Source organism: Bilophila wadsworthia ATCC 49260, assembly GCF_000701705.1.
Lineage (GTDB): Bacteria > Desulfobacterota > Desulfovibrionia > Desulfovibrionales > Desulfovibrionaceae > Bilophila > Bilophila wadsworthia.
The window spans coordinates 57,604-75,409 of record NZ_JNJP01000011.1 but is presented as its reverse complement, the minus strand read 5'-3'; the positions used below and the strand labels follow the sequence as shown (position 1 = coordinate 75,409).

At 61.0% G+C, this 17,806-nt stretch carries 17 protein-coding genes and 2 tRNA genes; 15 read left to right on the top strand and 4 right to left on the bottom strand.

What is annotated here, in order from left to right; translation table 11 throughout:
* Positions 1 to 155: 155 nt before the first annotated feature.
* Positions 156 to 1,211 carry a tetraacyldisaccharide 4'-kinase gene (lpxK, locus tag T370_RS0106825; protein ID WP_029435224.1) on the top strand — a complete coding sequence of 352 codons (1,056 nt, stop codon included), beginning with the start codon at positions 156 to 158 and terminating at the stop codon, positions 1,209 to 1,211.
* On the opposite strand, the gene T370_RS0106820 is transcribed toward lpxK, so the two are convergent.
* Positions 1,208 to 1,864, bottom strand: coding sequence for a flavodoxin family protein (locus tag T370_RS0106820; RefSeq protein WP_029435223.1), 657 nt, complete (start codon positions 1,862 to 1,864; stop codon positions 1,208 to 1,210). The two genes, lpxK and T370_RS0106820, sit on opposite strands and share 4 nt — an antisense overlap.
* 151 nt (positions 1,865 to 2,015) lie before the next feature.
* On the opposite strand from T370_RS0106820, the gene T370_RS0106815 reads away from it, so the two are divergent.
* Both T370_RS0106815 and T370_RS24215 read left to right on the top strand, forming a co-directional pair.
* Complete coding sequence (locus T370_RS0106815) at positions 2,016 to 2,405, top strand: winged helix-turn-helix transcriptional regulator (protein ID WP_029435222.1); 390 nt, start codon at positions 2,016 to 2,018, stop codon at positions 2,403 to 2,405.
* A gap of 277 nt (positions 2,406 to 2,682) precedes the next feature.
* Positions 2,683 to 5,211, top strand: coding sequence for a ribonuclease R family protein (locus T370_RS24215; RefSeq protein ID WP_081847500.1), 2,529 nt, complete (start codon positions 2,683 to 2,685; stop codon positions 5,209 to 5,211).
* On the opposite strand, the gene T370_RS0106805 is transcribed toward T370_RS24215, so the two are convergent.
* Positions 5,096 to 6,589: a phospholipase D-like domain-containing protein gene (locus tag T370_RS0106805; RefSeq protein ID WP_029435220.1), complete on the bottom strand. Its 1,494-nt coding sequence runs from the start codon at positions 6,587 to 6,589 to the stop codon at positions 5,096 to 5,098. The genes T370_RS24215 and T370_RS0106805 overlap by 116 nt on opposite strands.
* Before the next feature lie 250 nt (positions 6,590 to 6,839).
* Positions 6,840 to 7,262: a universal stress protein gene (locus tag T370_RS0106800; protein WP_005030397.1), complete on the bottom strand. Its 423-nt coding sequence runs from the start codon at positions 7,260 to 7,262 to the stop codon at positions 6,840 to 6,842.
* A 297-nt stretch (positions 7,263 to 7,559) separates the two neighbouring features.
* Here T370_RS0106800 and guaB point away from each other — a divergent pair, with 297 nt between their 5' ends.
* The 9 genes from guaB (at position 7,560) to T370_RS0106750 (ending at position 14,764) form a co-directional block, all read left to right on the top strand.
* A complete protein-coding gene (gene guaB, locus T370_RS0106795; RefSeq protein WP_005030395.1) occupies positions 7,560 to 9,020 on the top strand; it encodes an IMP dehydrogenase in 1,461 nt (486 codons plus the stop codon).
* A gap of 112 nt (positions 9,021 to 9,132) precedes the next feature.
* Complete coding sequence (gene guaA / locus T370_RS0106790; RefSeq protein ID WP_029435219.1) at positions 9,133 to 10,674, top strand: glutamine-hydrolyzing GMP synthase; 1,542 nt, start codon at positions 9,133 to 9,135, stop codon at positions 10,672 to 10,674.
* A 12-nt stretch (positions 10,675 to 10,686) separates the two neighbouring features.
* Complete coding sequence (gene tatB / locus T370_RS0106785) at positions 10,687 to 11,022, top strand: Sec-independent protein translocase protein TatB (protein ID WP_005030391.1); 336 nt, start codon at positions 10,687 to 10,689, stop codon at positions 11,020 to 11,022.
* Positions 11,023 to 11,435: 413 nt separating this feature from the next.
* Complete coding sequence (tatC, locus tag T370_RS26270) at positions 11,436 to 12,176, top strand: twin-arginine translocase subunit TatC (RefSeq protein WP_051142930.1); 741 nt, start codon at positions 11,436 to 11,438, stop codon at positions 12,174 to 12,176.
* Positions 12,173 to 12,760 carry an imidazoleglycerol-phosphate dehydratase gene (locus T370_RS0106775; protein ID WP_005030382.1) on the top strand — a complete coding sequence of 196 codons (588 nt, stop codon included), beginning with the start codon at positions 12,173 to 12,175 and terminating at the stop codon, positions 12,758 to 12,760. Before tatC ends, T370_RS0106775 begins: the two co-directional genes overlap by 4 nt.
* Positions 12,760 to 13,398: a hypothetical protein gene (locus tag T370_RS0106770; RefSeq protein ID WP_005030380.1), complete on the top strand. Its 639-nt coding sequence runs from the start codon at positions 12,760 to 12,762 to the stop codon at positions 13,396 to 13,398. The genes T370_RS0106775 and T370_RS0106770 overlap by 1 nt, the downstream gene beginning before the upstream one ends.
* Positions 13,395 to 14,132: a 1-(5-phosphoribosyl)-5-[(5-phosphoribosylamino)methylideneamino]imidazole-4-carboxamide isomerase gene (gene hisA / locus T370_RS0106765; RefSeq protein ID WP_029435217.1), complete on the top strand. Its 738-nt coding sequence runs from the start codon at positions 13,395 to 13,397 to the stop codon at positions 14,130 to 14,132. The genes T370_RS0106770 and hisA overlap by 4 nt, the downstream gene beginning before the upstream one ends.
* A 311-nt stretch (positions 14,133 to 14,443) precedes the next feature.
* Positions 14,444 to 14,519: transfer RNA gene (locus T370_RS0106755), tRNA-Ala, on the top strand.
* Positions 14,520 to 14,688: 169 nt separating this feature from the next.
* Positions 14,689 to 14,764: transfer RNA gene (locus T370_RS0106750), tRNA-Ala, on the top strand.
* A 125-nt stretch (positions 14,765 to 14,889) separates the two neighbouring features.
* Here the strand turns inward: T370_RS0106750 and T370_RS0106745 are convergent.
* Positions 14,890 to 15,738 (bottom strand): bifunctional methionine sulfoxide reductase B/A protein, encoded by an 849-nt coding sequence (locus T370_RS0106745; RefSeq protein ID WP_029435215.1) that lies wholly within the window; start codon positions 15,736 to 15,738, stop codon positions 14,890 to 14,892.
* 171 nt (positions 15,739 to 15,909) lie between these two features.
* On the opposite strand from T370_RS0106745, the gene T370_RS0106740 reads away from it, so the two are divergent.
* The 3 genes from T370_RS0106740 to kdpF all read left to right on the top strand — a co-directional run bounded on the left by T370_RS0106740 (position 15,910) and on the right by kdpF (position 17,800).
* A complete protein-coding gene (locus T370_RS0106740) occupies positions 15,910 to 16,725 on the top strand; it encodes a YitT family protein (protein ID WP_248604231.1) in 816 nt (271 codons plus the stop codon).
* Between the two features lie 140 nt (positions 16,726 to 16,865).
* Entirely contained in the window at positions 16,866 to 17,168 is a 303-nt protein-coding gene (locus tag T370_RS0106735) for a DUF3467 domain-containing protein (protein ID WP_005030371.1), read from the top strand.
* Between the two features lie 542 nt (positions 17,169 to 17,710).
* Positions 17,711 to 17,800, top strand: coding sequence for a K(+)-transporting ATPase subunit F (gene kdpF, locus T370_RS24905; RefSeq protein ID WP_148399697.1), 90 nt, complete (start codon positions 17,711 to 17,713; stop codon positions 17,798 to 17,800).
* The last annotated feature ends 6 nt before the right edge of the window (positions 17,801 to 17,806 follow it).

Genomic DNA, 17,806 nt, shown 5'->3' with positions numbered 1-17,806 from the left:
TCGGAAAAGCTGAGAAAAGGGATTCGATAAAGGCGAAAGTCTTGGGAGTGGGGGATGGGGGTTGGGGAAGGGGGAGAACCTTTCTCCAGAAAGGTTCTCCCCCTTCCCCAATCTTCCTCTTTCTCCTCCTCTCCCTCCCCCTCAAAAGGAACGCCATGAACCCGTTGAGCTGGCAAAAACGACTGAGGCCTCTGCTGACGCCGGTTTCGTTGCTGTACCGCCGAATACTGGCCGCGCGCAGGGCAAAATGGGAAAACGAAGGCTCGCCCGCGTTCCGGCCCGTGTGCCAGTGCGTTTCCGTGGGGAACATCGCATGGGGCGGGACGGGCAAAACCCCCGTGGTGGATTGGCTGCTCGGCTGGAGCGAGGCGCGGGGCCTGCGGGCGGTGGTGCTGTCGCGGGGGTATAAGGCACAGCCTCCGGAATTGCCGTTGCATGTGTCGCCGTCACGGACGCCGGGGGAGGCGGGGGACGAACCGCTCATGCTGGCGCTTGAGCACCCGTCCGCTGCGGTGATGGTGGACCCGGACCGCAGACGCTCGGGGCGCTGGGCAGAGGAACGGCTGAGCCCGGATTTGTTCGTGCTGGACGACGGGTTCCAGCATGTGAAGGTGCGGCGCGATCTCGATATCGTCCTCCTGCGGCCCGACGATCTGGGCGACGGCTGGGGCCGCGTGATCCCCGCCGGGGCATGGCGCGAAGGCCCGGAAGCGCTGGAGCGGGCCGATGTTTTCATGATCAAGTGCTCGCCGGAAGCGTGGGAGAGCCTGCGCCCGGCCTGCGAACGGCGCCTTGCCGGATTCCGCCGCCCGCTGTTCAGCTTTTCGTTGCGCCCGGGTTCGTTGCGCAAGATCGGAACGGACGAATGCCGGGATGCCGACGCGTTTGCCGGGAAGCCGTATGCGCTGGCGACGGGCGTGGGCGATCCGGCGCAGGTGTGGGAAACGGTGGCCCGGTTCATGGGCCGCGAGCCCGCCGAATATATTGTTTACCCCGACCACCATGCCTACACGCCGGAAGACGCGGCAAAGCTGGAAGGGCTCGGCATGTCCGTGATCTGCACCAGCAAAGACGCCGTAAAGTTACGGGAACTGAGGTTGGCGGATGCGTGGGCGTTGCGGGTTGAAGCGGCCTTCGGGCCCGCGCTGTGGACCGAGGCCGCTTTCCCGCATTGGCTGGATGCGTGGGCGAAGCGCAAGGGTCTTTTCTAGCCGTTGCGTTTTACCAGAGCCTTGCCCAATTCAAAGGCTTTTTGGCAGTCGATGGGGAACTGCTGTTCCCGATGGCGGGCCTTGTCGGTTTCCGAGAAACGATCGGCCTTGTATTTACTGTAGTCGCTGAATTGGTACGTGTCGTTCACATAGAGGGTTTCGGGTTTGGAGAACACCCTCTGAATGAAAGACTCCATGCTCTGGAAGCTCTCCGTGTAGTGGCTCTCGAGCATGACTTGGTAGGGCACGTTCATGGTGTAGACGAACGCCGTGGGCATCCGTTTCGGGGACAGCGCGGAATAGTCGGCGTCGTAGACGAAATACTGGAAGAGGAGCCTTTCGAAGAACATACGCATCTTGCCGGTAATGCTGTGGAAATAGACGGGCGAGCCGAAGATGATGCCGTCCGCATCGGCGAGGCGCTCCAGAATCGGCGTCAAACCGTCCCGGACGGCGCATTTGCCGTAGCTTTTCCCGCCGAGGCGCTTGCACTCGAAACAGCTCACGCATCCGGAAAAATCGTGGCTGTAGAGATGGATCAGTTCCGTTTGCGCCTGTGGATCGGCCGCCTTCACGCCTTCAAGGGCTTTGTTCAGGATGGTTGCGGTGTTGTGGGTTTTTCTCGGGCTTCCGTTGATGGCATAATACGTCATGGCGTTCTCCTTGCGTTTGGGGCCGGGGCTCCGGCCTGATGCATTCAGAGTATTGGGAAACGGCTGCGAAAAACAAGTACGCAGTTTTTTCTGCCTTACACTGTTTGATAATATAGTGTTTTTTCAGGAAATCTATAGGAAGGTCGTTGCCATGGGCGGAAAGAGGCGTACCGGATACAGTACGGAACTTCCCGGCGCGAACGTATACACCGTGCCGTGTCCGATCATCCATGCGCTGAACCTGATCGGCGGCAAATGGAAACTGCCGGTGCTCTGGCATCTGTTCGACGCGGAATCCGTCCGTTACAATGAGCTGAAACGGAGCGTCGTCGGCATCACAAACATCATGCTGACCCAATGCCTGAGGGAACTGGAAGCCGCCGGGCTCGTGCGCAGGAACGATTTCGGAGAAGTCCCCCCACGGGTGGAGTATTCATTGACCGGGCGGGGCAGGGAACTGCTCCCGGCCCTGCGCGAACTCTACAAATGGGGCGAGAAGCAGCTTGCCCGCACCGCCGAGGCCGATCCGCCTTCCTCCTGAGCCGGTTCGCCGCATTCTCACGCATTGCCAGCCCGTTTCATCTGGGCCATACTCTTTCATGCCTCTTTTCCCGTCCCGAATCCGTCATCTTGTAAAGAATCCCCCGGGCGGTCCGGCCGCGCATCGTGCCCCGGCCTGACGCCCGCCTCTAAAAGTCTTAGGAGATGGAGGGGGTCGGGGGCGGGGAGGGGAGGAAGAACCTCTTCTCCAGAAGGGGGCTTCCTCCCCCTCCCCGATTCCTCTCCCCCTTTCTTTCCACATCCAAAAAGGTTTTCCTATGAAAAAACATCCCCGCCAGCGCGGGTACTTTGGCGATACCGTCCGCAAGGGCGCTTCCGGCCCGGCCCGGCCCGGTAAAAAGAACGCTCGCCGCACGGACGACGAACAGACGTTCGTGAGCGTCCCCGGCGGGCTGGACGCTGAGGAGGTGCTGGGGCTGATGGGCAAAATCCGTCATCCCGTGCGCCTCGACGATCTGATCCGTTTCCTTGATTTGTCCCGGCGGGACAAGAAACCGCTTGAGAACCTGCTCGACGCTTTGCAAGCCGAAGGCTGGGTCATCCGGCTTCGCGGCGGCAAATGGGTGGAGGCGTCGCAAGCCCGGATCGTGACCGGCGTGCTGTCCATCCAGCGCTCCGGGGCGGGGTTCGTGACCCCGGACGCGGTGCAGGACTCGCCCGAGGACGCCCCGAAGCCCGTTGACGGCGACAAACGCAACCGTGTGCAATCCCGGTTGCAGCCCGATATTTTTATCCATCCCGGCTTTCTTGGCGACGCGTGGCATGGCGACCGCGTGGAAGTGGCCCTGCAACCGGCCCCGCAGCACCGGGGCGGAAAGATGCGGAACCCGGAAGGCCGGATCATCCAGGTGCTCGAACGCCGCCAGAAGGAGTTGGCCGTCCACGTCACCCGGAACCAGACGCAGCGCGGCGTCCTGTGCCGCCCGGCTGATCCCCGGCTCGACTTCCTGCTTGATGTGGACGTTTCCGCGTTGAAGGCCGCGCCGAAAATCGGGGAACTGCTGCTGGTGACGCCGGAAGAGAAGGTTGAAGACGGCCTCTGGCGGGGCACGGCCCGCGTATCGCTCGGGCTTGAGGAAGACGCGATGGTGCAGGAGCGCCTGACCAAGCTGAACCACGAAATCCCGCTGGACTTCCCGCCCAATGTGCTGGCCGAGGCCGCCGAACTGGAAAAGCGCGCGGCGGAAGGCGCGGCGGATTTGGGAGGGCTGAAACCGCTCGGCAGCGTGGAGGACGCGCTGCCCATCGACCGGGTTTCAAAGGCATCCACGTCGAAACGGCAGGATCTGCGCGGCGTGCCGTTCGTGACCATCGACGGCGAGGACGCCCGCGATTTTGACGACGCGGTGTATGTCCGGCGGCTTCCCGGCGCGCCCGACGGCGCGGTATGGGAACTGTGGGTCGCCATCGCGGACGTGAGCCATTTCGTGCTGCCTGGTTCGCGGCTGGACCGTGAAGCCCGAGATCGCGGCAACTCCTATTATTTCCCGACCTCCGTGGAGCCCATGCTGCCTGAGGTTCTGTCCAACGGCCTGTGCAGCCTGCGTCCCGACGAGGATCGGCTGGTCATGGCGGCGCGGGTAGGGTTCGACGATCGGGGCATCCCGCGCACGTCGGCGTTTTTCCCGGGCGTGATCCGGTCGCGGGGACGGCTCACCTATGAAGGCGTGCAGGAGGCGTTGGACCACGGCGGCGAACTGGCGGGGCGGCATCCGTATTTAAAGGACGCCGAAGCGCTGGCGCATCTTCTGCTCGAACGGCGTCAGGCGCGGGGGAGCCTTGATTTCGATTTGCCCGAGGCGCAGTTCATCGTGAATCGTTCCACAGGCGAAGTGGAGGGCATCAAGCGGCGCGTCCGGCTGTTCGCGCACCGGCTGATCGAAGAATTCATGCTGGCGGCGAACGAGGCCGTGGCCCGCTTCCTCACGGAGAAGGGCACGCCGTTCCCGTACCGCATCCATCCCGCGCCCGATCCGGATCGGCTGTCCACGCTGTTCCGCACGCTGGCGTCCACGGACCTCGCCCAGAGCGATCTCCTGACCCTCAAGCGGGGCGAAACGCCTTCGCCGTCGCGTCTCCGGGACATTCTGGTACAGGCCAACGGCACGCCGCAGGAGTACCTTGTGGGGCGGCTCGTGCTGCGCTCCATGATGCAGGCCCGGTACTCTCCGGAGGCGGGCGAGCATTTCGGGCTGGCTTCCCCCTGCTATTGCCACTTCACGTCACCCATTCGGCGCTATGCCGACCTGCTGGTGCACCGGGCGCTGTCCTTTACGCTCGGCGCGACGCCGGGGCCGATCCTCGCCGGGCACAAGCTGCTTATGGCGGCGGACCAGTGCAACGCCCGAGAACGCGCCGCGACCGAGGCCGAACGGGAAATCGCCCGCCGTCTCGGGTGCCTCCTGCTGCGGGAGCGCACCGGCGAGACGTTCACCGGCGTCGTTTCCGGGGTGACGGAGTTCGGCTTTTTCGTGGAGTTCGACGAGATGCCCGTCGAGGGCATGGTGCGGCTCACGACGTTCCGCGACGACTGGTTCGAGTACGATCCGGACCGTCAGGAACTCATCGGCGTGGGTACGGGGCGGCGCTTCCGTCTGGGGCAGGCCGTCACCGTGCGGCTGACCGACGTGCATATCGGACGGCTTGAGGTGAATCTTGAGCTGGAAGGGACTACAGATACGGCGAAAAGATCCAGCTCGCAGCGTTCCGCAGGCGGTAGGGAAGCGCCGGGTAGGTCGTCGGGACGGAAACGGAACGGCTTCGTACCTCGTCATAAAAGGCGCTGAGCTGTTCCGCCAGCCGGAGATCCAGCACTTCCATGACCAGCTCGAAGTTGAGGTTGAGGCTGCGGGGGTCGAGGTTGGCGGAGCCGAGCAGGGTGTATTCGCCGTCGATGAGCAGGAGTTTGGTGTGGGCGAAGGGCGGGGGCTGGCGGTAAATCTTCACGCCCCTGTCCGCCAGCATGGGCATCTGGTGGCGCATGGCCCAGTCCACAAGGCGGTGGTTGTTCTCGCCGGGCAGGATGACGCTCACGTCCACGCCGCGCAGGACCGCGCTCACCAGCTCGCCGTGCAGACGGTGCGGCGGCAGGAAGTACGGGCTCATGATCCGCACGGAATGCCGCGCCGCCGAAATCTGGGCGCAGACGAGATCGAGGATGGTGTCCTCGGGGGTGCCGGGGCCGTCCATGAGGATGCGGCACAATGAACTCCCTTGTTTTTTCACGGGATGCACGGTGAAGTTCGTGTGGTCCCCGGTGGCGAAGCTCCAGTCCATGAGGAAGGCGATTTCAAGCTGCTGCGCGATGGGGCCGAGGCAGCGGAAGTGCACGTCCTGCACCCGTGAGCGGCGCTTCAGGTTGGCGAGGTGGTTCTGGGAAATGTTCATGCCGCCGGTGAAGCCTGTTTCGCTGTCACAGATCAGGACTTTGCGGTGCGTCCGCAGGTTGATGGAAAACTGGGGCGGGATGAGGCGCGGCGGCAGGAAGTAGGCGAGCTTGACGTCCGGGCCGAGGCGTTTGCGCCAGCTCGGCCACAAGTGGAAGGAGCCCACGCCGTCCATGAGCAGGCGCACGTCGCATCCGCGTTCGGCAGCGGCGCGCAGGGCGGCGGCGAAGCTCTTGCCCACTTCGTCGTAACCGAAAATGAAACTCGACAGGAAGACCCGTTCCTTGGCCTCGCTGATGGCCTTGAGCATGACCGGATAGGCGGCTTCGCCGTTGTGCAGCACGGTGAGGTCGTTGCCTTCGAGCATACAGCGGCCGGTGATGCTGGAGCCGGGGTTGACGAGGTAGTGCCATGCGTGCGGGACTTCGTCCTTGTCGATGAACCCTTCCGGTTTTTCCGTCAGTGATTTGCCGTGCAGGTCCACAAGGCCGCCCATGACTTTCTGGGCGGCTTTTTCCATAAGCCGGACGGCTTGGCTGTCGATCCGGGCGATCCCGAACAGCCAGTACAGCGGCAGCCCGACCGGGGGCATGAACAGGATGATGGCGATCCAGCCGAGGGCCGCCCGCGAGTCCCGCTTGTGCAGCAGGGCATGGCAGGCGCTGTAGACGGCGAACCCGTGCATGATGGCCACGAAGCTCAGAAGGATCACCGTGTTCGGGACGAAGATCAGGCACGCAACGGCCAGCAGCGCGAGCAGGAGAGAGATGTAGAGCATAGGCGGGTGGGGGAGAAGGGCCTCTCTTGGAATCTCCAGCCCCGGACCCTACTCCGAATCTGCTGTGGGCGAGGAGATGCGGCAGGCCTTCCTGCCCTGCATAGGACGCCGACGGAGAAGCTTCTTCCGCGCGGCTTTAGCGGCCGGGGATCTCGGGAGAGGAAGGGGCTGTCTGGCTGGGGAGGGAGATCCCTTCTCGAGAAAGGCTCTCCTCCCCAGCCTGTTCGTCCGGTAGCGTACCGGAAGCTTTTTACCGTACGACGAGCACGGGGACGGTGGCGAGGGTAAGCACCTTGTGGGTGACGCTGCCGAGGAGAAGGCCTTCGATGTCGCTGCGGCCGCGGGAACCCATGACGATCAGGTCGCACTTCATGTCTTCGGCGGTTTCGATGATGCCTTCGGCGGTAGAGGTATGGAGAACAATCTTTTCGCGGCAGGCGATATTGTCCTTGGCGATGACGTCCATGACGGGCTGGGTGATGAGGCTGGCGTCGGTCTTGACGGCCTCTTCGGCTTCCTTGCGCGCATCGCCGCCGATGACGTTGGGGATGGGGGGGAGGACCGTGGCGACGACGATCTCGCCGCCTTCGCGGACGAGGCTGACGGCGTGGGCCACGGCGTGCATGGAGTGTTCGGAACCATCGACGGGCAAGAGGATGCGGTTGTAAGCCATACGTGCTCCTTAATATTGACGCTGATGCGTCTGTTTGAAGGGATCGCAACGTATGTTACACGGGCTGGAACGAAGTGACAAGGCTTCTATTCGCCGGGCGGGAACGCTGCGGAAACGGTGCGGATACGCTGGAACGCCGCATGGTTGCAAAAACATGGAGAGGCCGTTTCCGGCCGGGCCTCAGATTGACAATAACGTCCCGCCAGAGTACATTTATCCATTCCATTTTTATCTCTCACATTTACGGCCTCCGGTGTGCGCGACCTCCCGGAGCGTCTTTGTCCTCAGGAGGGCACGATGTCCAAAATTTTGAGCAAAGGCCTGACCTTCGATGATGTGTTGTTGGTGCCCGCCTATTCTGAAGTCACGCCGGATGTGGTGGACGTGACCGCTTGGCTGACTCCGTCCATCTCTCTGAATATTCCGCTGGTTTCCGCCGCGATGGATACCGTGACCGAGTCCGCGATGGCCATTTCCATGGCCCGCGCCGGCGGCATCGGCATCGTGCACAAGAATATGAGCATCGAGCGCCAGAAGCTGGAGATCGAAAAGGTCAAGAAATCCGAAAGCGGCATGATCATCGATCCCATCACCGTCGAGCCCGACGACACCGTCGAGCACGCGCTGGATCTCATGCACGCGTACCGCGTGTCCGGCCTGCCCGTGGTCCGGGAAAAGAAGCTGGTCGGCATCCTGACCAACCGCGACGTCCGTTTTGTTGAAGATCTCGCCGGGACCAAGGTCCGGGACGTGATGACCAGCGAAAACCTGATCACCGTTCCCACCGGAACCACGCTTGAGGAAGCCAAGCACCACCTGCACACCCACCGCATCGAAAAGCTGCTCGTGGTTGACGAAAAGGGTGAGCTTGCCGGGCTTCTTACCATGAAGGACATCGACAAGGTCCAGAAGTACCCCAATGCCTGTAAGGACAGCAAGGGCCGCCTGCGCGTCGGCGCGGCCATCGGCGTGGGCCCGGAAGGCGAGAAGCGCGCCGCCGCCCTCATCGCCGCGGGCGTTGACGTGCTCGTGCTCGACTCCGCGCACGGCCACTCCAAGAACATTTTGGATGCCGTGTCCGCCATCAAGGGCGCGTTCCCGGATTGCCAGCTCGTCGCGGGCAACGTGGCGACCTATGAAGGCGCCCGCGCCATGCTGAAGGCCGGCGCCGACACCGTGAAGGTGGGCATCGGGCCCGGCTCCATCTGCACCACGCGCGTCGTGGCCGGTGTGGGCGTTCCGCAGGTCACCGCCATCATGGAATGTTCCCGCGCCGCCCGTGAAATGGACCGTTGCTGTATCGGCGACGGCGGCATCAAATTCTCCGGTGATGTGGTCAAGGCCCTCTCCGCCGGAGCGAATTCCGTCATGGTCGGCAGCCTGCTCGCGGGCACCGAGGAAAGCCCGGGCGAAACCATCCTCTATCAGGGCCGTACCTACAAGATCTATCGCGGCATGGGTTCCATCGACGCCATGAAGGAAGGCAGCTCCGACCGTTACTTCCAGCAGAAGAGCAAGAAGCTCGTCCCCGAAGGCATCGTGGGACGCGTGCCCTTCCGCGGCTTGGCCAGCGAGACCATTTACCAGCTTGTGGGCGGCGTCCGCTCCGGTATGGGCTACTGCGGCGCGGCGACCATTCAGGAACTCTTCGAAAAATCCCAGATGGTGGAAATCTCCGCCGCGGGCCTGCGCGAAAGCCATGTCCACGACGTCATCATCACCAAGGAAGCTCCCAACTATCGCGTGGACAACGCGTAAGTCCCCTTTCGGCGGGGAGGGTCCTCCCCGCCGCCTTCCCGGACGCCCCGGGATTCTCATTGACACTGACAGACTCTGAGACAACGCTGTCTCTCGAACAAAAGGACATACGATGCCCAGTAAAGTTATCATTATAGACTACGGCTCTCAGGTTACGCAGCTCATCGCCCGTCGGGTGCGCGAAGCCGGCGTCTATTCCGAAATCCACCCCTGCGTCGTCACCGCCGCGCAGGTGAAAGCCATGCAGCCCTCCGCAATCATCCTGTCGGGTGGCCCCGCGAGCGTGGGGGAAAAGGACGCTCCCGCGCTGGACAAGGGATTCCTTGACCTCGGCGTGCCGGTCCTCGGCATCTGCTACGGTATGCAGCTTCTGGCCTTCAACCTCGGTGGTGGGTTGGAACAGTCCGAAACCCGCGAGTATGGCCCCGCCGACTTGCGCTTTGTCCGTTCCTGCGCCCTGTGGGACGGCATCGATCTGACCAAGCTTTCCCGCGTGTGGATGTCCCACGGCGATACCGTGAAGACGCCTCCGGCGGGTTTCCTCGTTACCGGCAGCACCGATACGCTCGAAGTGGCGGCCATGGCCGACGAGGCCCGCAAGATCTACGCCGTGCAGTTCCACCCCGAAGTGCACCACTCCGTGGACGGCGACACCATGCTCCGCAACTTTCTGTTCAAGATCGCCAAGATCACCCCGGACTGGACCATGTCTTCCTTTGTGGAGCGCGTGATCAACGAAGTGCGCGAAACCGTGGGTGACGGGCATGTGGTCTGCGCGCTCTCCGGCGGTGTGGACTCCACCGTGGTCGCCGTGCTGCTGCACAAGGCCATCGGCAAGAACCTGCACTGCATCTTTGTGGATAACGGCGTGCTCCGCTCCGGCGAAGGCGACGAGGTCGTCACCTACCTGCGCGAGCACTTCGATCTGAACCTCAAGCTGGTGAACGCGCAGGATCGTTTCCTTGATCTGCTCGCCGGGGTCGAAGACCCTGAGAAGAAGCGCAAGAGCATCGGCCATACCTTCATCGACGTCTTCGATGAAGAGGCGCGCGCCATCGGCAACGTGGAATGGCTGGCTCAGGGGACCCTCTATCCCGACGTGATCGAGTCCGTGTCCCACAAGGGGCCGAGCGCGGTCATCAAGAGCCACCACAACGTGGGCGGCTTGCCGGAAAAGATGAACATGAAGCTCATCGAGCCGCTGCGTGAACTGTTCAAGGATGAAGTGCGTCAGGTGGGCGCGGAACTCGGTATGCCCGAATCCGTCATCTGGCGTCAGCCGTTCCCCGGTCCCGGCCTCGCCATCCGCGTGATCGGCGAAGTGACCCGTGAGCGGTTGGATATCCTCCGCAAGGCTGACACCATCGTGCAGCAGGAACTGCGTGATGCCGGCTGGTATCGTAAGATTTGGCAGGGCTTCGCCGTGCTGCTCCCGTTGAAGACGGTGGGCGTCATGGGCGACGGGCGCACGTACGAGCATGTCATCGCCCTGCGCTGCGTGGACAGCGTGGACGCCATGACCGCCGACTGGGCACGTCTGCCGTATGATCTGCTGGAACGGATTTCCAGAAGGATCATCAACGAAGTCAAGGGAGTGAACCGTGTGGTGTACGACGTCTCCTCGAAGCCGCCGAGCACCATTGAATGGGAATAGCGAGGCATTATCATGTTTGGTATTGGCGGTACAGAACTGCTGGTGATTCTCGTCGTAGCGCTGATTGTCCTTGGTCCTAAAAGCGTTCCTCAGATCGCACGGACGCTCGGCAAGGCCATGGGCGAATTCCGCAAGGTTTCTACGGAATTCCAGCGGACACTGAATACGGAAATCGAGCTCGAAGAGCACGAAAAGCGCAAGCAGGAAGCGGAAAAGGAACTGTTCGGCACCGAACAGAAAGCCACCGCGGCTACGAAGCCCGCTGAAGCGGCTTCTCCCGCCGCCAAACCGGCCGCCGCAGCGACGGCAGCCGCCCCGACGGAAACCGACGCTTCCGTAAAGGGTTAGGCATGACAGAACGCGAAGACAAGACCCCCGTCGCGCCCTCCGGCGCGGCGGAGGAACAGGAAATCTTGCTGGATTCCCCGATTGTGGAGTCCGAGGACGAGCCCGGGGCGGTAGACGCTCCGGGCGTCTCCGGTTCGAAGGAGCCGGACGAAGCCGCCGTTGAATCCACGCCCGTGGTTGAAGAAGCCGCCGTCGAACCGGTTCCTCCGGTTGAGGAAGCCATTGCCGGGAATCCGGAAGCGGCGGCCTCCGCCGATGCCGACGCTTCGGCGGGGCTGCCCGAAATCCCCGAGGGCGCGTCGTCGGCTTGGCCGCAAGAGGAAACATTGCCCGCGCCCGCCGCTGGCGGTGAGCCTCCGGCCCCCGTCGATCCTCCTTCCGGGGAGGAAGAAGAGCCGGAAGAAGAACGGCCCATGACCCTGCTGGAGCACCTCGGGGAGCTGCGCAAGCGCCTCGTGCGTGGTTTCTTGGCCATCCTGATCGGCTTTTTCGCCTGTTACGGCTTCGCCCAGCAGTTGTTCTATTATCTTTCCCTGCCGCTGTTGAAGGTCATGCCCGCCGACTCCAAGTTCATTTATACAGGGGTTGCGGAAGGTTTCTTCGTCGACATGAAGGTCGCGTTCGTGGCCGGCGTGTTCGTGGCGTGCCCGTTCCTGTTCTATCAGATCTGGGCGTTCATCGCGCCGGGCCTGTACGAGGAGGAAAAGAAGTACATCATCCCGTTGGCCCTGTCTTCGGCGCTGTTCTTCATTTTGGGCGGGGTGTTCTGTTATTTCGGGGTATTCCCGTTCGCTTTCGAGTTTTTCATGAGCTATTCGACCGACAATATCGTGGCGATGCTGTCGATCGACGAATACTTGAGCTTCGCGCTCAAGATGGTGCTTGCCTTCGGGCTTATTTTCGAAATGCCGCTGTTCAGCTTCTTCTTGGCGCGTATGGGCCTCATCACCGCGCAGAAGATGCGCGAGGTGCGCAAATACGCCATCTTGGCCATTTTTGTCGTCGCCGCCATCCTGACGCCGCCGGACGTGTTCTCGCAGCTTATGATGGCGGGCCCCATGATTGTGCTGTATGAAGTCAGCATCTGGGTGGCCGTGCTCGTGGGCAAGAAGAAGGCGGAGCGGGAAAAGGCGGCCGAGGAAGGTGGAGCATGATCCGTACCGGACACGTCGCCAGAACCACGGCGGAGACCGATATCGATTTGACCTTGTGCCTTGAAGGCAGCGGCAAGACGTCCGTCGCCACCGGTTTTGGCCTGCTTGATCACATGCTCACCCTGACGGCGTTCTGGGCCGGGTTTGATTTGTCCCTGACCTGCAAGGGCGATACGCATATCGATGCGCATCACTCCGCCGAAGACATCGCCCTCTGCCTTGGCCAGGCGTTCGCTCTGGCCGTGGGCGACCGGAAGGGCATTGCCCGCGTGGGGTTCGCCCGCGTGCCGATGGACGAGGCGCTTGCCGAAGTGACGCTCGATATTTCCGGGCGCCCGTGGCTGGAGTGGCGGGGTGACGAGTTGCTGCCGCCCGTGCTCGCGGGTGAGGAGCGTGACGTCTGGCGCGAGTTCTATAAGAGTTTTGCCGCCGCCGCCCGCATGAACGTGCATGTCGCGTTTCTGTATGGCCGGAACGGGCATCATTTGCTGGAATCCGCGGCTAAGGGGTTGGGGCTTGCCTTGGCTCAGGCCGCTTCTCTCACAGGTAACGTGGTGCGGAGCACCAAAGGGAGTCTCGACTGATGAGCAGACTGACCCGCCGTTTTTTCTGTCTCGCGGTTTTGGCCGTATCCATATCTCTGCTTGCGGCCTGTCAGAAGACGACGCCCAGCACTCCGGACCTCCCCGATTTGAAGGTCGGCGTCGTCGGCGTGGAACAGCCCAAGGGAACGACGGATTTGCTCGCGGGATTCATTCCTGAAGATCGCGTGTTGGCCTCGGATCAGGCTGTGGCCACGTTCAATGAAGAACTCATGAAGCTTTTGAAGACCACGACGCACCGCTCGTACGTGTTCATCCCCAAGGCCGGGGGCGCTGATCCTCGCGAACGCAATGGCGCGCTGGCCCACTGGGCCAAGATCGGGAAGGACATGGGCGTGGATCTGCTCATCGTCCCGCAAATCCTCGACTGGCGTGAACGGGCCGGGAGCAGCGCGGGTGTGACGACGTCCGCCGCCGTGAATATGGACTTCTATCTGATTGACGTGCGCGAACCCGGCGGCGCGCTGGTGTCCCGCTCCCACTTCAAGGAAAAGCAGGTCGGCCTGAGCGACAACCTGATGAACTTCGATACGTTCCTCAAGCGCGGCGCCAAGTGGCTCACGGCGCAGGAGCTGGCGATGGAAGGGATGCAGAAGATGATCAAGGAGTTCGGTTTATGATCCTTTTTCCCGCAGTGGATATCAAAGGGGGGCAGGCTGTGCGCCTCAGGCGCGGGCGTGCCGACGACTCCACGGTCTTTTCCGACGATCCGGTTGCGGCGGCGCTGCAATGGCAGGAGCAGGGCGCAAAGTTCCTGCATCTTGTGGATCTGGACGGCGCGTTTGAAGGTGTGTCGCCGAATACGGATCTGGTCCGCCGGATTTGTGAAGCCCTTTCCATCCCCGTACAGCTTGGCGGCGGTATCCGTGACGAGGAAACCGCCCATCGCTGGCTTGATGCGGGTGTGGCCCGTCTGATCATCGGTACGCTGGCTCTGGAAGATCCCGCTCGTTTCGCGGCGCTGTGCCATGCCTGCCCCGGTCGCATCGGCGTTTCGTTGGATGCGGAAAACGGACGCCTGAAGACCCGTGGCTGGGTGGGGGATACGCCGTATACGGTGGATGATGTGGTTCCCCGTCTGGCTGAAGACGGCGCGGCATTCCTCGTGTATACCGACATCGAGCGTGACGGTATGCAGACCGGTGTGAACGTGCCCGCCCTGACGCATCTGGCCCGGACGAGCAAGGTGCCGGTGATTGCCGCCGGCGGCGTTGCCACGTTAGATGACGTGAAGGCGTTGTATCCGCTGTCGGTATCCGCGAACCTTGAAGGCGCGATCAGCGGACGGGCTATTTACGAAGGCACGCTGGATCTGCGCGAGGCCATGAGCTGGATCGCCGCGCAGGAGCGGTAGTTTTGACGTGGGGGAAGGGGGAACCCTTCTTCAGAAGGGTTCCCCCTCCCTTGCCCCACGCCCCCAGCACTCCCTCTGCCAAGACTTTTGGCGTTATCGGATCCTTGTTCGGAAAGGTGCTGAAAGCGAAAGCGTGGGCATGCTTTTCAGTTTTTGGGGAGAGGCGCTGTTTGGGAAGGGAAACCATTCCGTAAAAATGGCGGGGAAGAAGGCGTACCTTTTAAAGATGGCTTTGGAGACTGTTTTTGGCGGAGCCATGAAAAAAACGGTTGACTTTCATTCCGGGGTTCGCTAAAAGCTTCCTCACGCATGGGGTTGTAGCTCAGTTGGGAGAGCGCTTGAATGGCATTCAAGAGGTCGTCAGTTCAATTCTGTCCAGCTCCACCAGATTTTGAAGGGTTCGTAGCAATACGGACCCTTTCTTTTTTCGATAGTCCTGCGGATGGGGACGTGCGCTTCTTATCCGGATCTTTGGGGTGCGGCGCATTTTTGAGGAAAAAGAGTGCTGGGAGGCTTGACTTTGGGAACTGGTTCCTATAGAAGGCTTTTCACGCATGGGGTTGTAGCTCAGTTGGGAGAGCGCTTGAATGGCATTCAAGAGGTCGTCAGTTCAATTCTGTCCAGCTCCACCAGATTTTTAAAGCTGATTCAATTTTGGATCAGCTTTTTTTATTGCATGAAGTTGCATAATAAAATGGTTGAGGAGCCTTTCCGACCGTCTTTTGGGCGGGATACGGAAGGCTCCTTATTTTTTTGCTCATACCCCGAAACGGGACACGCGGAGATGGCAGCCGCCTCTGCCCGTGCGGGCCGTAAAATCCTGATGGTACGCTTCGGCGGGGTAAAAGGCGGAGGCCGGGAGCAGTTCGGTGGCCACCGCATAGCCGTGTTCCCTGAGCTTTTCCATGAGGGAAAGGGCTGTGGCTTTCTGCCGCTCATCTTTATAGAAAATCGCTGAACGGTATTGTGTGCCGATATCCGGGCCCTGTCTGTTGATCTGGGTAGGATCATGGATTTCAAAGAACAGGCGGGCGAGTTCCTCGAAAGAAACCTTTGCCGGATCGTAGGTTACGCGGACCGCTTCGGCGTGGCCGGTCCCGCCCGTGCAGACCTGTTCGTAGGTGGGGTTCGGCACCGTACCTCCCGTGTAGCCCGACTCCGCGCCACAGACACCGGGGACGGACTGGAAAGCGTCCTCCACTCCCCAGAAACAGCCGCCCGCGAAGATGGCCTCTTCCGTGCATTCGGATGTTTTTTCTGGTATGAATTCAAGCGACAAGGAATTGACGCAATGCCGCGTGTTTTTTGGGGTGAAGCGTTCGCCTTCGAAGACATGCCCCAGATGGGCCCCGCAGGCGGCGCAGACGATTTCCGTCCGGTGGCCGTCCGGATCGGGGCGGCGGAGCACGGAGCCGGGCACGGCGTCGTCAAAGGACGGCCAGCCGCATCCGGAGTCGAACTTGTCGCCCGAGCGGTAGAGCGTTGCGCCGCAACGCCGGCAGGCATAGGTTCCGTCGGCCTTATGGTTCCAGTAGCGCCCGCTGAACGGCGGTTCCGTCGCGCCGTGGGCGATGACCTGTTCTTCGTCGGGAGTGAGGGGTCGCATGGTGCCTCCTTGTGTTATCAGCATATATGATACAAGTATGATCCCTGAGTGGAAAGACAATGATACCTTTTGCCGGGCCCGGTTAGGGATGGCACAACCTTTTATTTCGGAGAAAGTATGGTCTCAACTGCCGTTCGTACCTTTGCGAGGGGCATTCCCTGGAATCTCTTTTTGCTGACCCTCGGATGCGGCCTGTTCGCACTCGGCGTGAAAGCCATCGCCATTCCCCATATGCTCATTTCCGGCGGCGTATTCGGGACGGCGCTTCTGATCAATTACATGACGGAAACCATGAGCCCGGCCGTGTGGAATGTGCTGCTCAACATTCCTATCTTTATTGCGGGCTGGCTGTTCGTGGGGCGGCGTTTCGTCCTGTACAGCCTGTACGGGCTGGCCGTGGTCTCCGTGGCCACGCAATATTTGGACATGACCATCAACATCACCGATCCGATTCTCGCGAGCATCGCTGCGGGCTGCATCTGCGGGCTCGGGCTCGGCATCGTACTGCATTCCATCGGCTGCGATGGCGGGTTGACCATCATTTCCATCGCCCTGCACAAGCGGTATGGCATCAGCGTCGGGCAATTCAGCCTGCTGTACAACATCACGCTGTTTGTACTGGCCTTTTCCATGTATAATCCGGACAGCATGTTGTATTCGCTGATCATGATTTTTGTGTACTCCAAGGTGATGGACTACGTTTCGACCATCTTCAACCAGCGGAAAATGGTGTTGATCATTTCCACGCAGCACGCCGCAATCCGTGAAGACATCCTGACGCATCTGCACCGGGGGGCCACGCTTCTGTCCGGTTCCGGCGGTTTCACCGGCGAGCAGAGGCCCGTGCTGTTGACCGTCGTGCAAAACTATCAGATCCGGCTGTTGGAAGAGCTCATTTTCCGGCATGACAAGCAGGCGTTCGTCATCATCGAGAACACGCTGAACGTCCTCGGCAAGGGGTTCTCCTGTGTAAAGGAATATAAATGAAGAAATGCACCTTGCCGGTCGCGGATCCGCTTTTGAAGGGGCTCTGTCGATTTCCTCCGGCAGGGTTTTCTGGTATCTGAGAGGCAGCGAGCCGGAATATCCGGCTCGCGATCCGACACCTTCAACCGTGGAGAACCGTCATGTCCGAAGAACAACAGGTGCGCCTGAACGTGCATACCGAGAAAATGGGCACCTCCTACGCGAATGCCTTTCAGGTTCGTTACTCGCAGGATGACGTGCTGGTTTCCTTTGGCGTCAGCCTGACCGATCTCTCTGCCGAGCCGGGTGTGAAGGGCGTCGTCACCGCCGACATGCTGGAGCGTATCGCCATGACGCCCCGTACGGCCAAACGCCTGACGCTGACCCTTATCCAGAGCCTCCGCGAATACGAGGCCCGTTTCGGCGAAATCGCCGTCGAGGAGAAGGCTCCCGAAGAGGAGTAGCCGCGCTTGGTGCGGAATGGTATCGAAAAGGAAAAAGGCCGGATGTGTCCGGTCTTTTTTTATGCCTTGCAAAGGAGGAGGCGCGGCGGCGGAGCTTGTGCGGGCATCCTTATGCCGAGCGAAAGGCGTATGCATGTGAACGGTGTCGCGCGGAGCCGGTGCTGGGCATTTGCAGTTATAAATCCTCATAAAGGAAAATGGATATGGTTTGTTCGCGTCGTCCGTATTGGAGGCCTTGCGTTTTGCAATCCATCCGGCGGATGACGCCTTTTTAGAGGGGGCAACCTGCCTGTATGGGGTGTTTCCGGGCTCTGAAAACATTTTTTTGCTCCCTCCGTTCTCCCTTCTGAAGGAAAAGGGCGGGCCGGTTCTCATGCGTTTTGCAACGGTGGATTGCATTATGTAATGATCTTCTGTGTGCTCATTTTTCTAATACTGTAAAATCATTGGCTATACATTTTGGCACGCACCTTGGATAGATGGCTGTTGAAATCCTGCGGGTCGGAAACACCGACGTCCGCGTTACGTTCAAGGAGCTTGTCATGGATTTGTTTGACCTTGTTGGCCTCGCCTGCGCGGCAGGTCTTTTTGCGTACATGCTGTACGCGCTGTTCAAGCCGGAACGGTTTTAGGAGGAT

Coding starts and splice junctions, on each gene's coding strand:
- lpxK (WP_029435224.1), top strand. CDS start 156: ATGAACCCGTTGAGCTGGCAAAAACGACTGAGGCCTCTGCTGACGCCG.
- T370_RS0106820 (WP_029435223.1), bottom strand. CDS start 1,864: ATGACGTATTATGCCATCAACGGAAGCCCGAGAAAAACCCACAACACC.
- T370_RS0106815 (WP_029435222.1), top strand. CDS start 2,016: ATGGGCGGAAAGAGGCGTACCGGATACAGTACGGAACTTCCCGGCGCG.
- T370_RS24215 (WP_081847500.1), top strand. CDS start 2,683: ATGAAAAAACATCCCCGCCAGCGCGGGTACTTTGGCGATACCGTCCGC.
- T370_RS0106805 (WP_029435220.1), bottom strand. CDS start 6,589: ATGCTCTACATCTCTCTCCTGCTCGCGCTGCTGGCCGTTGCGTGCCTG.
- T370_RS0106800 (WP_005030397.1), bottom strand. CDS start 7,262: ATGGCTTACAACCGCATCCTCTTGCCCGTCGATGGTTCCGAACACTCC.
- guaB (WP_005030395.1), top strand. CDS start 7,560: ATGTCCAAAATTTTGAGCAAAGGCCTGACCTTCGATGATGTGTTGTTG.
- guaA (WP_029435219.1), top strand. CDS start 9,133: ATGCCCAGTAAAGTTATCATTATAGACTACGGCTCTCAGGTTACGCAG.
- tatB (WP_005030391.1), top strand. CDS start 10,687: ATGTTTGGTATTGGCGGTACAGAACTGCTGGTGATTCTCGTCGTAGCG.
- tatC (WP_051142930.1), top strand. CDS start 11,436: ATGACCCTGCTGGAGCACCTCGGGGAGCTGCGCAAGCGCCTCGTGCGT.
- T370_RS0106775 (WP_005030382.1), top strand. CDS start 12,173: ATGATCCGTACCGGACACGTCGCCAGAACCACGGCGGAGACCGATATC.
- T370_RS0106770 (WP_005030380.1), top strand. CDS start 12,760: ATGAGCAGACTGACCCGCCGTTTTTTCTGTCTCGCGGTTTTGGCCGTA.
- hisA (WP_029435217.1), top strand. CDS start 13,395: ATGATCCTTTTTCCCGCAGTGGATATCAAAGGGGGGCAGGCTGTGCGC.
- T370_RS0106745 (WP_029435215.1), bottom strand. CDS start 15,738: ATGCGACCCCTCACTCCCGACGAAGAACAGGTCATCGCCCACGGCGCG.
- T370_RS0106735 (WP_005030371.1), top strand. CDS start 16,866: ATGTCCGAAGAACAACAGGTGCGCCTGAACGTGCATACCGAGAAAATG.
- kdpF (WP_148399697.1), top strand. CDS start 17,711: ATGGATTTGTTTGACCTTGTTGGCCTCGCCTGCGCGGCAGGTCTTTTT.